Origin of the sequence: Corynebacterium sp. 51B (assembly GCF_008930785.1) — a bacterium.
Lineage (GTDB): Bacteria > Actinomycetota > Actinomycetes > Mycobacteriales > Mycobacteriaceae > Corynebacterium > Corynebacterium megadyptis.
Map to the genome: position 1 here is coordinate 23,156 of NZ_PQMK01000008.1, position 13,037 is coordinate 36,192.

Consider the following 13,037-nt stretch of genomic DNA (forward strand, 5'->3'; position numbering starts at 1 on the left):
TGGGCATTGGTAATCCCATCATGTCCGATGACGGGATCGGTCTGGAGCTGCTGCGTCAGCTGGCCACCGGCGACAGCGAGGTTTCAGAGCTGGCGTGGGTGCCGAGCCATCGCCGCCAGCCCCTCGCGGAGCCTGCCTGTCCCGGCCCCGTGGAGTTCATCGATGGCGGCACCTCTGGGATGGAGATTCTTCCCGTGGTGCAGCAGGCACGCCGTTTATTGCTTCTCGACGCCATCGCGGGGGCCCAGCCCGGACAGGTCACAGTCCTACGCGGCGACCAGCTGCCCCGGCTCGTGCAGTCGCATCTTTCCCCGCATCAGGTGAGTCTGCTGGATCTGCTCGCCGCGGCGCGCTTATTGGGCACCGAGCCCGAGGAGATAGCCGTGGTGGGCGTGGTGCCCGCCAGCACTGAGCTATCGGTGGGGCTGAGTGAGCCGGTGATCGCCGCGCTGCCGGAGGCGGTCGCCGCCGCCCGTACGGTCATCGCCGACTGGCTGGCCGCCGAGAACGCCGCCGCGGGGGAGTGAACGGCTGTGGAGCTACGGAGTTTAAGTATCGGCGAGATCAATATAGGCGATCTCGAACTCGCGTCCCCGCCGCAGATCCGCCGTGGGCGTGCCGCAGCGGGGGCAGGTCAGGGCGAAATACTCATCAATCTCCACCTCCTTGGCGCAGCTGGGGCAGTAGACGGTGGCGGTGATGTCCTCCACCTCCAGTCTCGCCGCGGCGCAGCAGGTGCCGCTGCGGGCCAGCGGCCACGCGGCGTGCAGCGCCTCGGTAACCACACCGGCGCGGCTGCCCACGCGCAACGCCACTTTTTCCACAGTCCGTCCCGAGGCATGGGCGGTTACAGTGGAGACAACGCCGCTCAGCAGGCTGAATTCATGCATGGAATCTATTATGTCTAACTCCTCCACCAGCATCCGCCTCGACGCCATCATTGATCCTTTCGAGGCCACGGTGCTCTATACCCGCGATAGAGACGGGCGCATTGTTGATGCCCACTTTGACCTCTCGGGTCTGCCGCGATTGGAGCCGCTACTTCTCGGGAAACCGGTGGCCGAGGTGGTGCACATGGTGACTCACCTCTGTGGGCTCTGCCCCGTGGCCCACCACTTGGCGGGGATGGCGGCGCTCGACCGGATGCACGGCGTGTCTGCTCTGCCCGCCACCGCCCGTGCCGTGCGGGAGCTTCTGCTCCACGGTGCCGCTTTGTCCGCCTATGCGCCCAAGTTCCTCAGCGTCAGCCCGCAGAGTGCGAGGGCGCTCAAAGAGCTTGGCGACGCACTCATGGCGGCGGCCGGGGCCAGTGGGCATTTTCCCCGCGTCGCCACCCCGGGTGGGGTGGTGGCCCCCGCCGATAGGGGCGCGGTGGAGGCGCTCGATCTGGATGTGGAGCAGCTCTGCGCGGAGCTGCTGGAGTGCGGCGCGGCGGAATCTCCCGTGCCCCCGTGGCAGGGAGTGGATATGCACCTCGGCACGGATCCGGTGGGGGATCGGATTGTGCTCTCCTCAGGGGAGAGCTTCGCCGCGGCGGAGAGTGCTGAACGCATTCGCGAAACCCGCCCCGGTGATCCGGCGCCCCGCCCGCAGGTGCGGCTGTCCTCGGGGCAATGGCAGCCCTACCGGGTGGGCCCAGTGGCACATGCCGATGCCGCCATCGCGGAGCGGGGCCTGACGGCGGTCATGGTGGCGGAGATTCGTCGCCGCGTGGCGGCAGTCGAGCGGCTCCGCTCGGGAGACGAGCTCTATGGTGCGGATATTCAGGCGGAGCTACAGCCGCGGGCGGGCACCTTCACCGGGGTCGTCGATGGGCCGCGCGGGCTGCTCGCCCACACCTACACGGTGGATGAGCAGCAGCGAGTGGTGCAGTGTCGCATCCTCACCCCCACCGCCCAGAACGAGTACTGGTTGGCGCAGATGATGCGGCACGCGCTGGTGCAGGACTGTGATGTGGAGGAGTCGATCCGTACCGCTGATCCCTGCCTGCCCTGTGCTGCCGCCCCGCAGGGGCAGATGGGGCTGCGGCTGCGCGAAGATACCGTATCGGCTGCGAGCGCCGAGGAGGAGGACTAAAGATGTGTCTCGGAATCCCCGCCAAGATTCTCTCCCGCGAGCCTGGCCTGTTGAGCATGGCCGAGGTGGATATGGCCGGGCAGCGGCGGGAAGTGAATATGTCCTATCTGCCCGAGGCCGAGGTGGGCGACTATGTGCTGATCCAACAGGGCTTCGCCATGACCGTGGTGGACGCGGCCGATGCCGAAGCCTCGCTTCGCGCTATCGCCGAGCTCAATCTGCTGCGGCCGGAGCGCCTGCCGCGGGGCCATCGCCAGGGCCCATCTGCGTTAGGTGAGCCCGCGCAGCGGGAGTAAAATTTGTGATTAAAGCTGAGAATCCTCGCTAATACCGAAGAAGGGAACACCGATGTGTCTGGGAGTGCCCGCACAAGTCGTGGATATTGAGGATGGCCACCGTGCCACAGTGTCAATGTCTGGGGTGAGCCGGAAGATTTCCACCGATCTCTTGGTGGGCGAGGCCCTCGAGGAGGGGGAGTGGGTGCTGGTGCATGTGGGCTTTGCGCTGTCGAAGATCGACGAGGATGAGGCCGCTCTCACCCTGCAGCAGATCAAGCAGCTCGGCGGTGGGACCTTCGATGATGAGCTCGATTCCTTCTCTCGTTCGGATATCGGATAGCGGCTGCGATGAAATTTGTAGATGAGTTCCGTGACCCCGCCGCCGCGCGGGCCCTGCTGGATCGCATTGAACGCGATGCCGCTGCCCTCGACGAGCCGCTGTCTTTGATGGAGGTCTGCGGCGGGCATACCCACACCATTTATCGCTATGGCATCGAGAATCTGCTCCCCGATTCCATCAATCTCGTGCACGGCCCTGGCTGCCCGGTGTGCGTGATCCCCATGGGGCGTGTCGACGACGCCCTCTGGCTGGCCTCCCAGCCGGACGTGCTCTTTACCACCTTCGGGGACATGATGCGCGTGCCCGGATCGGAGGGCTCGCTGCTCGATGCCCGAGCGCGTGGCGCCAATGTGGAGTTCGTGTACTCGCCCTTGGATTCTCTCGAGCTGGCGAAGAAGAACCCCGATAAGCACGTGATCTTCTTTGCCGTGGGATTTGAAACCACGGCGCCCTCCACCGCTGCCACGCTGCGCGCCGCCAAGGCGCTCGACATCAAGAACTTTTCGGTATTTTCCAATCACGTCCTCATCGAGCCGCCCCTGCGGGCGATCGTCAATGGCGGAGAAACAGCCGTCGATGGCTTCATCGGGCCCGGGCACGTGGCCGCGATCGTGGGCACGGATGCCTTCGAGTTTTTGCCCTTTGAATACGATATGCCCGTGGCGGTGGCCGGTTTCGAGCCGCTCGATGTGCTGCAATCCGTGGCGATGCTGCTGCGGCAATGCATCAGCGGCGACGTGGACGCTGGGTTGGCGCGAGTGGATAACCAATACGCCCGCGTGGTCCAGCCCGGCGGCAATAAACAAGCCATGGCCCTATTGGGCGAAACCTTTGTGGTGCGAGAGAGTTTCGAGTGGCGCGGACTGGGGACGCTGCCCGAGTCTGGCCTGGCTATCCACGAGGACTATGCGCCGTGGGATGCGGAGAAACGCTTCGATATTCCGGGCCGCCGGGTGGAAGACCCGAAGGCCTGCGAGTGTGGCAGCGTGCTCACCGGCCGGATCAAGCCTTGGCAGTGCCGCGTCTTCGGCACCGCCTGCACGCCCGCCACTCCGATCGGTACCTGCATGGTCTCGCCCGAGGGGGCCTGCGCCGCCTACTACAATTTCGGCCGTATTGATCGCTCCGCCACCGCGGCCCTCAACCGCTAGATTCCCCTAGCGCCGCTTGTGAATACATCGATAAAAGGAAAGGCCCCACGGTATGGATGCTCGCGATGAACAGGCCCTCCGCGCGGCGAAGCTCTACTACGAGTCTGAGATGAGCCAGGCCGAGGTGGCCGCCGAGATGGGTATTTCCCGCCCCACCGTGGCGAAGCTGCTGCAATACGCCCGGGAGCGCGGCTATGTCGTCATCCAGATCCTCGACCCGCGGGAAGAACGCGGCCACGTGGCCGAAACCCTGGTGGAACGCTTCGGCCAGTACGGGCTGAAAGAGGTGCGCGTGGTGCACACCGCCCGCGATTCCTCCGAGGAAATCCTCAAAGAGCTCGGCCGCATGGGGGCGCTGGTGTTGCAAGAGCACGTCGATGATGGGCATCTCGTGGGTGTGAGCTGGGGAAACACCATGTATGCCGTGGCGCGTGCCCTCGGCGATACCCCGCGCCAAGGCGTGGAGATCGTGCAGCTCAAGGGCGGGTTGAGTTATAGCGAACGCTCCAGCAACGATATCGAGACCATCAATCTCTTCTGCCGTGCCTTCGGCGCCTATGCCCGCACCCTGCCGCTGCCCGTGATTTTCGATAACGCCGAAACCAAAGCCGTGGTGGAGCAGGATCGGCTCATCAGCCACACCCTGGAGCTCGGGGCGCACACGGATGTGGCGATCTTTACCGTCGGCGCGGTGCACCGCGACTCTTTGCCGCTATCCATGGGCTATCTCAGCGAGCGCGAGATCCAGCAGCTGGAGCGGGACGCGGTGGGTGATGCCTGCTCCCGCTTTTTCACCAGCGAGGGCGCCATTGCGGCCCCGAGCGTAGACGAGCGCACCGTGGGGATTAGCCTTTCGGATCTCTCCTCTCGCCCGGTACGCATTCTCGTGGCCGGAGGCCTATCCAAAACCGCCGCCATTGCTGCCGCGCTGCGCATGGGGCTGGCCACGCATCTGGTGATTGACCACCAGACCGCCTGCGCCATCCTCGAGCGCTAAGGATTCCCACCGGCTGGCGCGGCTCCGGCGTGGTGGCCCTGGACAGAGGAATGCCTCCCCACCGCAGTGTGAGTGGCGGCGGGGAGGCGTCGATAAGCGTCGAAGCTAGAAGGCGACGATGCCCACGATGGCGGCGTTGAGCATATTGGTGCAGAAGCCGGCGAAGAGGGCCTTGATGCCGAGCTCGGCTACCTCGGAGCGGCGCTCGGGAACGAGGGCGCCGAAGGAACCAATCTGGATGGCGATAGAGGAGAAGTTGGCGAAACCAGCCAGGGCGAAGGAGGTGAGCATCACGGACTTCGCGGAGAGATCATCCACGTGCTCGGAGAAGGCGGTATAGCCGACGAACTCGTTGAGAATGGTCTTTTGGCCGATGAAGTTACCCACCAAGCTGGCCTCTTCCCAGGGCACGCCGATCGCCCATGCCAGCGGGGAGAGGAGCACGCCGAATAGCCCCTCGAGGGACCAATTCTCTTGGCCGAAGATGCTGCCGATGCCGCCGATGCCGGCATTGACCATAGCGATACCGGCGATGAAGGCCACCAGCAGGCAGGCCACGGTGACGGCGATCCGGCCGCCGGAGAGCGCGCCGGTGCCGATGGCGTCGATAATATTGCGCGAATCCTCATCGCGTACCTCGCGCACATTGGCGTTCACCTGCGATTCTTCCGTCTCGGGCATGAGGGCCTTGGCCACCATGAGCGAGCCGGGGGCGTTCATCACCGAGGCGGCCAGCAGATAGGGCAGCGGTGCGCCCAGCAGCGAATAGCCCACTAGGGTGGAGCCGGCCACGGCGGCGAATCCGCCGGACATGCAGGTAAATAGCTCGGAGCGGGTGAGCTTGGGCAGCCACGGCTTAATCACCAGCGGGGCCTCGGACTGGCCGAGGAAGATCACGGTCGAGGCCCATACGCCCTCGATCTTGGATACGCCCAGCACCTTGCGCAGGATGGTGCCCACGATTTCCACGAACCACTGCAGAATGCGGAGATAGTACAGGGCGCCGATGATGGCGCCGAGGAAGATAATCACCGGTAAGACGTTGAGAGCGAAAATGAAGCCTACGTCCTCGCCGAAGAGCGGGCCAAAGACAAAGGAGGTGCCTTTGTTGGTGTAGTCGATCAGCTTCTCAATTGCGCTGGAGACAGCTTCGAGAGCGTGGAAACCGGGAGTCCACTTCAGCACCAATAGTGCGAAGGACACTTGGAGCAATAGGCCCACGCCCAGGGTGCGCCAATTGATCTGGCGGCGATGTGAGGATAACGCGATCAGTACCGCGAAGATCGCAAAAATGCCGATGAGGCCTTGGAAGCGATCCATAGGTTATGCCTCCTTAGAGAGGTGTTCGGGCCCGAAGGAATAGGGCAGGAGTGTGTCGAAATTCAGGCTGAGAGGCTCGCCCTTATCATCCTCCACCACGACGGTGGTGCAGCCGAACTCGCGGAGCACTTGGCGGCACGCACCGCACGGCCAGCAGGGTGCCGCGTTTAGGCCCACGATGGCGACCGTATCGATGCGTCGTCCCACGCTATCGCCGGGGTCGAGGCGGGCGATCATGGTGGTAGTGGCATTGCGCTCGGCGCACAGGGTGAGCCCATAGGAGGCGTTTTCTACATTGCATCCGGTGTAGATTGTTCCGTCTGCGCTCAGCACGGCGGCTCCCACGGGGAAGTCGCTGTACGGGGCGTAGGCGTGCTCGGCGGCTTCGCGGGCGCGCGCGAGCAAGGAGGCGTGATCAACCATGCGAGGTGGTCCTTTCGCTGGGGAGAAGAAGCACGCTTGACGACGCCGCTCTCCGGGCATGAATCGGCGTTGGCTGCGGTCAAGCTCTTAGCTGATCAGCGTACGGTCCCTCGTCGGAAAGCACAGCGCGACAAACAGGGAACAATTGGCAATCCACGTATTGACATTTGTTCTAAGCGGGATGATACTTGGTCTCAAAGAGCAATATCAAGGGTCTACCTAACTTTTGGGTAGCCACGGTGAGTGAGGTCACTGCCGTGGTGGGGCCTGCTAGAGGAAAGAGGACAGAGGCGATATGGCTGAACAATTCGATGTCGTCGATATCATCCGCACCAAGCGTGATAGCGGCGAACTCTCCACTGAGCAAATCAACTGGGTCATCGATGCCTATACCCGCGGGGTCGTGGGCGATGAGCAGATGGCGGCACTGAACATGGCCATTTTCATCCGCGATATGAACCGTCGCGAGATCGTGGACTGGACCCAGGCGATGATCGCCTCCGGTACCACCATGGACTTCTCCGGGCTGTCGAAGCCCACCACCGACAAGCACTCCACCGGCGGCGTCGGCGACAAGGTGACGCTGCCGCTCGGGCCGCTCGTCTCCTCCTATGGAGTGGCGGTGCCGCAACTCTCAGGCCGCGGCCTGGGCCACACCGGCGGCACCCTCGACAAGCTGGAGTCCATCCCTGGCTGGCAGGCAGATGTGCCCAATGATCGCCTCATGTCCATCCTTGAAGATTCGGGCGCGGTGGTGGCAGCCGCGGGCGCCGGCCTCGCCCCAGCGGATAAGAAGATTTACGCACTACGCGATATCACTGCCACCGTCGACTGCATCCCGCTGATTGCCTCCTCCATCATGAGCAAGAAGATTGCAGAGGGCACCTCGGCGCTGGTGCTGGACGTGAAGGTCGGTTCTGGCGCGTTCATGAAGGACCTCGACCAAGCCCGCGCCCTCGCCCGCACCATGGTGGATCTGGGCAATGACGCTGGGGTGAACACCCGAGCACTCCTCACCGACATGAACACCCCCTTGGGGCGCAAGATTGGCAATGCCCTCGAGGTGGAGGAATCCCTCGAGGTGCTCGCCGGCGGCGGCCCCGCTGATCTGGTGGAGATCACCTGTGAGCTGGCCCGCGAGATGCTGGAGCTGGTGGGCGTACACGATTCGGACGTGGAAGAGGCCCTCAAGGATGGCCGCGCCATGGATTCCTGGCGGAAGATGATCCGTGCCCAAGGCGGCGATCCGGACGCGGCGCTGCCCGTGGCCCCGCATCAGGAGATCCTGCGCGCTGAGCGCGATGGCGTTCTCACCCACCTGGATGCGCTCGCGTTGGGCGTGGGATCCTGGCGCCTCGGCGCCGGTCGCGCCCGCAAGGAAGATCCCGTGCAGGCCACCGCCGGCATTGAAATTCATGCCGAGATCGGCCAAGAGGTGAAGAAGGGAGAGCCACTGCTCACCCTGCACACCGAAACCCCCGATCGCATCGAGCGGGCGCTGGAATCCATCCGCCCGGGCATCGTCATCGGCGATGGCCCAGCCCCGGCTCGCACCATCATTCTTGATCGCATCGTTTAAGGAGACTGTTGTTATGAGCTTGAACCGAGCAGACCTCGCCCGCTATATCGACCACACCCTGCTGAAGCCGGAGGCCACCCGCGCCGATTTTGAGGCTCTCGCCGCCGAGGCCGGCGAGCTGGGAGTGTTCTCCATCTGTGTCTCTCCCTCCGAGCTGCCCATCAGCGTCCCCGAGGGCGTTTCTGTGGCCACCGTGTGCGGCTTCCCCTCTGGTGCCGTGCAGTCCGAGATCAAGGCCGCCGAGGCCGCGCTGTCGGTGCAGCAGGGCGCCGACGAGGTGGACATGGTGATTAACATCGCTGATGCCAAGGAGGGCGACTTTGAGGCCGTGCAGGCTGATATCGCCGCCGTGCGTGCGGCCATTCCGAACGCGCTACTCAAGGTAATCATCGAATCCGCCGTGCTCACCGACGAGGAGATCGTAGGCTGCTGCCAGGCCGCCGAGGCCGCTGGGGCTGACTTTGTTAAAACCTCCACCGGATTCCACCCAGCCGGCGGCGCCAGCGTCGAGGCTGTTCGCCTCATGCGCGAGACCGTAGGCGATCGCCTCGGGGTGAAGGCCTCCGGCGGGATCCGTGATCTCGCCACCGCCCAAGCCATGATCGACGCTGGGGCCAGCCGTCTCGGTTGCTCCTCCTCCGCCGCCATTCTGAAGGAGTTGGACTAAATGACTATCGATCGTTCCCGTATCGCTCGGTGGATCGAGCACGACCCCGACGAGACCACCGCCGCCGAGCTGCAGCGCCTGCTCGATGCGGCCGATACCGAGGAGCTCGCTGCTCGCTTCGCCGGCCCGCTGGATTTCGGCACCGCCGGTTTGCGCGGCCGCCTCGAGGGCGGTGAGTCACGGATGAACGTGGCGACCGTCTCCCGCGCCACTGCCGGCGTGGCCGCATGGCTGAACTCTCAGGTGGAGCGGCCCGTGGTGGTGATCGGCTGCGATGCGCGCTACGGCTCCGCCGATTTCCACCAAGCTGCCGCAGAGATCTTCGCCGCGGCAGGGTGCATCGTGCACCTGATTCCGCCGCAGCTGCCCACCCCCTTCACCGCCTTCTGCGTGCGTCATTTCGATGCCGACGCCGGCGTGATGGTGACCGCCTCGCATAATCCGCCTAAGGATAACGGCTATAAGGTCTACCTCGGTGGCCGCGTGGTAGATAGTGACGCCGCCAAGGGCGTGCAGCTGATCAGCCCCGCCGATAAGGAGATCGCGGAGCTCATCGCCGCCGCCCCAGACGCCGATGAGATTCCGCGCCGCAAAGAAAATATCGAGCCGGTGGCCGAATCAGTATTGGAGGAGTACCTCTCCCGTGCGGTGAGCCTGCGTCAGGGCAGCGGGGAATCCGATCTGCCCATCGTGTTCACCGCCATGCACGGTGTGGGCGGTCGCGTCCTGCAGACCGTGCTCTCCCGCACCGGATTCAATGCGGTGACTCCGGTGGCTGAGCAATTCGAGCCCGATCCTGATTTCCCCACCGTGGCCTTCCCCAACCCAGAGGAAGATGGGGCGCTGGATCTCTCCATCGCCACCGCCGGGCGCTCCGGCGCCGAGCTCATCCTCGCCCTCGACCCCGATGCGGATCGCTGCTCCGTGGCCATTCCTACTGCCGAGGGCTGGCGCCAGCTCTCCGGCGATGAGGTGGGCGCCGTACTCGCCGAGGACATCGCCCGCTCCCACGAGGGGGGCGACGCCACGCTGGCGGCGTCGATTGTGTCCTCGCGCCTGTTGGGCAAGGTGGCAGAGCGCCACGGCCTTCGCTTCCAGCCCACCCTGACCGGGTTTAAGTGGATTGCCCGCACCCCAGAGATGATCATGGGCTACGAGGAAGCACTGGGCTACTGCACCGATCCGGAGATCGTGCGCGATAAGGATGGCATCACCGCCTGCTTGCGCGTCGCCGATCTGGTAGATCGCCTCCGCGCCGAGGGAAAGAGCTTGCAGGATTTCCTCGACGAGATCGCCGCAGCCTATGGGCTGTATGTCACCTCGCCATTGACCTTCCGCATGTCCGATCCAGCGGCCATCGCCGCCGCCCTAGAGCGGCTCAAAACCACCCCGCCGACCACGTTGGCGGGCGCACGCGTAACGGATTTCTCGGATCTGTCCGCCGGATTCCGCGGGCTGCCGCCCACCACCGGATTCTGGGTGGAAACCGATGGCGGCGATCGCATTGTCGCCCGCCCCTCCGGCACGGAGCCGAAGCTCAAGTGCTATCTCGAGGTGATCGCCTCCGATCGCGCCGCCGCTGAACAGCGGCTAGAGCAGCTCAAGGAAGAGTTCGCTGCAGCCCTCGGGCTCTAACAACCGCGCACCTGCCGTTGACGTCCGCGATGGCAGCATCTTCTGATGAGGGTGCTGCCATCGTTGTCATTGTGGGGGCGTAAAGAGTGGCGGGGTTTAGCCGCGCGAGGAGCGGGGCTTGCCCTCTTGGTAGCCGGCGGCGGATTGAATACCCACCACGGCGCGCTCGTGGAACTCCGGGATCGAGGCGGCTCCGGCATAGGTGAAGGAGGAGCGCACACCGCTGATGATGGTATCCACCTGGTCCTCGACCCCGCCGCGGGCAGGATCGAGATAGATACGCGCAGAGGAAATGCCCTCTTCAAACATTTCGCGCCGAGCGCGCTCGAAGGCCTCGGTGCGCTGATTGCGGTTTTCCACCGCTCGCCGTGACGCCATGCCGAAGGACTCCTTGTACATGCGCCCATCGGCGTCGTGCATGAGATCACCCGGGGATTCAAAGGTGCCGGCGAACCACGAACCGATCATCACATTCGAGGCGCCCGCAGCAAGGGCCAGCGCCACATCACGGGGATCGCGCACCCCGCCATCGGCCCAGACATGCGCCCCGAGCTCTCGGGCCGCCGCCGCGCATTCGAGCACCGCCGTAAACTGCGGGCGGCCCACGCCGGTTTGCATGCGCGTGGTGCACATCGCGCCCGGGCCCACGCCCACCTTGATAATGTCGGCGCCCGCCGCGACGAGATCGCGTACGCCCTCGGCCGTGACGATATTGCCGGCCACAATCGGCAGCCCTAGATCCAGTGCCCGCACCCGCTTTACGGCGGCGATCATGGAATCCTGGTGGCCGTGTGCCGTGTCCACGACCAAGACATCAGCGCCGGCGTCGACAAGCACCCGCACCCGCTGCTCAAGATCGCCATTGATGCCGATGGCAGCGCCCACTCGCAGCCGCCCAGAGTCATCCACCGCGGGGGTATAGACCGTGGCGCGCAGCGCGGAGGTGCGGGTCATGATTCCCGCGAGACGACCCTCGCTATCGACCACTGGGGCGAGCTTGCGGGAGGCATCCCGCAGCCGACTAAAGGCCTCTTGGGGATCAATATCTGCCGGGAGCGTGAGCAGGGAGGTGGCCATGAGCGCGCCCACCTGGGTGAAGTTATCGGCGCCCACGAGGTCCTTTTCCGTAATAAGGCCCACCGGTTTATCCTCCGACACCACGATGGCGGCGCCGTGCGCGCGCTTGTGAATCAGGTTGCGGGCATAGCCCACGGTGTGGTGGGGCTTGACCGTGATAGGGGTCTCGAAGGTGAGGTGGGCATCCTTCACCTTGCGAATCGTCTCCGCGGCAATCTCTGCGGGCACATCCTGCGGCAGGATTGCCAGCCCGCCGCGCCGGGCGATCGTCTCCGCCATGCGGCGACCAGCAACGGCCGTCATATTGGCCACCACGAGAGGAATGGTGGTGCCGGTGCCGTCACTGGTGCTGAGATCGACGTGCATACGCGAGCCCACGGAGGACCGCGAGGGCACCATAAACACGTCGGAGTAGGTCAATTCATGGGTAGGTTCTTCGAGAAAACGCATACCCTGTACTCTACGTGCGGGTCAGGACACTACTCAGTTCTGGCCCGCGGTGCGCGTGCTCGGCGGTGCCACTGTGTGCGGCCGCCTGCGGCGGCGACAGCCAGCGCCGCGCCCGCCACCCAGCAGGGGTTAGATCCCGGTGAGCTCCTTCAGATCGCCAAAGACTTCCATATTGTGGCGGAAAGCGCGGGCAGCCTCGTCGAGAACATGCTCGCGCTGCGCCTCGGTGAGCTGCAGATTATCCAGCTTCTCGCGGTAGGAGTCCTTATACTTCTTGGGCTTGTCGATGCCGATGAAGCGGTAGAAGTTCAGCGCCTCCTCATTCACCCCGTAGTGGCGCTTGAGCATCACCGCAATCACCTGGCCGCCCGAGAGATCGCCTAGGTAGCGCACATAATGGTGTGCGAGAGCCGCCGGTCCATCGGCCAGTGCGCCGATCTCCGCAAGGCGGACGCAATAGCGGGCGGTGGCGGGAAGCATGGTGAGATTCTCCCGCCATGTATCCGAGCCGTGCAGGGCACGCAGATCCTTGCGCAGTTGCGGCAGGCGCATCAGCGTCTCGTCATAGATGAGCGCGAAGATCGGATCATTTTGCAGGCCGCGACTCATGGACTCCAGTGCGGCATAGAACTGATAGGTCTGCTCCAGTAGGGCGGTGTAGGCGGCGACATCGAGTTCGCCGCCGACTACCTTTTTGATGAACTCGGCGTTTTCCGCCAAGTCGTGGGCTTGGGCGGTAGAGGCCTTCAATGCTAGGGACAAGGGCTCGGCAACAGAGGCAGTCATGAATGTCCTTTCACCAAGGGTGGGGCAGTGGTGAGCCCCTACGAACCCGGTGCGCTGCGCAGCGAGTAGGAGGGAGCTCAACCCCCACACAGAAAATGTTAGAGTGTAGCCTAACCTTATAGTTTTTTGAGGGCAAGGAGCGAGGCGTGTTGAGAACGCCTCGCCCTGCGTGTTCGCTACAGGCGTACACCTTCCACAGGGCGGCCTGAGCAGCACAAACATGCGCAGGGCTGCCGTGGGAGAAGGTGCGGCAGCCGG

Annotated in this window: 14 protein-coding genes; 9 read left to right on the plus strand and 5 right to left on the minus strand. The window is 64.4% G+C overall.

What is annotated here, in order from left to right; genetic code table 11:
- Nucleotides 1-20 precede the first annotated feature (20 nt).
- Nucleotides 21-527, plus strand: a complete 507-nt coding sequence (locus GBB14_RS09510; RefSeq protein WP_370451567.1) for a hydrogenase maturation protease — start codon at nucleotides 21-23, stop codon at nucleotides 525-527.
- Nucleotides 528-548: 21 nt separating this feature from the next.
- Here the strand turns inward: GBB14_RS09510 and GBB14_RS09515 are convergent, their stop codons facing one another.
- On the minus strand, nucleotides 549-890 hold the full coding sequence (locus tag GBB14_RS09515; RefSeq protein ID WP_151529849.1) for a hydrogenase maturation nickel metallochaperone HypA: 342 nt from the start codon (nucleotides 888-890) through the stop codon (nucleotides 549-551).
- A 10-nt stretch (nucleotides 891-900) separates the two neighbouring features.
- Between GBB14_RS09515 and GBB14_RS09520 the strand changes: the two genes are divergently transcribed.
- The 5 genes from GBB14_RS09520 to GBB14_RS09540 are packed head-to-tail and all read left to right on the plus strand — an operon-like array spanning nucleotide 901 to nucleotide 4,842.
- Nucleotides 901-2,076, plus strand: coding sequence for a reducing hydrogenase subunit alpha (locus GBB14_RS09520; protein ID WP_151529848.1), 1,176 nt, complete (start codon nucleotides 901-903; stop codon nucleotides 2,074-2,076).
- Nucleotides 2,077-2,078: 2 nt separating this feature from the next.
- Nucleotides 2,079-2,372 carry a HypC/HybG/HupF family hydrogenase formation chaperone gene (locus tag GBB14_RS09525; protein WP_151529847.1) on the plus strand — a complete coding sequence of 98 codons (294 nt, stop codon included), beginning with the start codon at nucleotides 2,079-2,081 and terminating at the stop codon, nucleotides 2,370-2,372.
- A gap of 52 nt (nucleotides 2,373-2,424) precedes the next feature.
- On the plus strand, nucleotides 2,425-2,694 hold the full coding sequence (locus GBB14_RS09530) for a HypC/HybG/HupF family hydrogenase formation chaperone (protein ID WP_151529846.1): 270 nt from the start codon (nucleotides 2,425-2,427) through the stop codon (nucleotides 2,692-2,694).
- Nucleotides 2,695-2,702: 8 nt separating this feature from the next.
- Nucleotides 2,703-3,845 carry a hydrogenase formation protein HypD gene (gene hypD, locus GBB14_RS09535; RefSeq protein ID WP_151529845.1) on the plus strand — a complete coding sequence of 381 codons (1,143 nt, stop codon included), beginning with the start codon at nucleotides 2,703-2,705 and terminating at the stop codon, nucleotides 3,843-3,845.
- A gap of 52 nt (nucleotides 3,846-3,897) precedes the next feature.
- On the plus strand, nucleotides 3,898-4,842 hold the full coding sequence (locus GBB14_RS09540) for a sugar-binding transcriptional regulator (RefSeq protein WP_151529844.1): 945 nt from the start codon (nucleotides 3,898-3,900) through the stop codon (nucleotides 4,840-4,842).
- Between the two features lie 105 nt (nucleotides 4,843-4,947).
- Here GBB14_RS09540 and GBB14_RS09545 read toward each other — a convergent pair whose 3' ends face one another.
- Together GBB14_RS09545 and GBB14_RS09550 are read right to left on the minus strand one after the other, a co-directional pair.
- Nucleotides 4,948-6,162 carry a NupC/NupG family nucleoside CNT transporter gene (locus GBB14_RS09545; RefSeq protein WP_151529843.1) on the minus strand — a complete coding sequence of 405 codons (1,215 nt, stop codon included), beginning with the start codon at nucleotides 6,160-6,162 and terminating at the stop codon, nucleotides 4,948-4,950.
- A 3-nt stretch (nucleotides 6,163-6,165) separates the two neighbouring features.
- Complete coding sequence (locus GBB14_RS09550; protein WP_151529842.1) at nucleotides 6,166-6,585, minus strand: cytidine deaminase; 420 nt, start codon at nucleotides 6,583-6,585, stop codon at nucleotides 6,166-6,168.
- Between the two features lie 295 nt (nucleotides 6,586-6,880).
- Between GBB14_RS09550 and GBB14_RS09555 the strand changes: the two genes are divergently transcribed.
- Genes GBB14_RS09555 through GBB14_RS09565 form a run of 3 tightly spaced genes read left to right on the plus strand, consistent with a single transcriptional unit; the run spans nucleotide 6,881 to nucleotide 10,466 of the window.
- On the plus strand, nucleotides 6,881-8,164 hold the full coding sequence (locus GBB14_RS09555) for a thymidine phosphorylase (RefSeq protein ID WP_151529841.1): 1,284 nt from the start codon (nucleotides 6,881-6,883) through the stop codon (nucleotides 8,162-8,164).
- A gap of 13 nt (nucleotides 8,165-8,177) precedes the next feature.
- Nucleotides 8,178-8,831, plus strand: coding sequence for a deoxyribose-phosphate aldolase (deoC, locus tag GBB14_RS09560; protein ID WP_151529840.1), 654 nt, complete (start codon nucleotides 8,178-8,180; stop codon nucleotides 8,829-8,831).
- A complete protein-coding gene (locus GBB14_RS09565) occupies nucleotides 8,832-10,466 on the plus strand; it encodes a phospho-sugar mutase (RefSeq protein WP_151529839.1) in 1,635 nt (544 codons plus the stop codon).
- Nucleotides 10,467-10,562: 96 nt separating this feature from the next.
- Here GBB14_RS09565 and GBB14_RS09570 read toward each other — a convergent pair whose 3' ends face one another.
- Together GBB14_RS09570 and GBB14_RS09575 are read right to left on the minus strand one after the other, a co-directional pair.
- On the minus strand, nucleotides 10,563-11,993 hold the full coding sequence (locus tag GBB14_RS09570; RefSeq protein ID WP_151529838.1) for a GuaB1 family IMP dehydrogenase-related protein: 1,431 nt from the start codon (nucleotides 11,991-11,993) through the stop codon (nucleotides 10,563-10,565).
- Between the two features lie 129 nt (nucleotides 11,994-12,122).
- Nucleotides 12,123-12,779, minus strand: a complete 657-nt coding sequence (locus GBB14_RS09575) for a heme oxygenase (biliverdin-producing) (protein ID WP_151529837.1) — start codon at nucleotides 12,777-12,779, stop codon at nucleotides 12,123-12,125.
- Nucleotides 12,780-13,037: the final 258 nt, after the last annotated feature.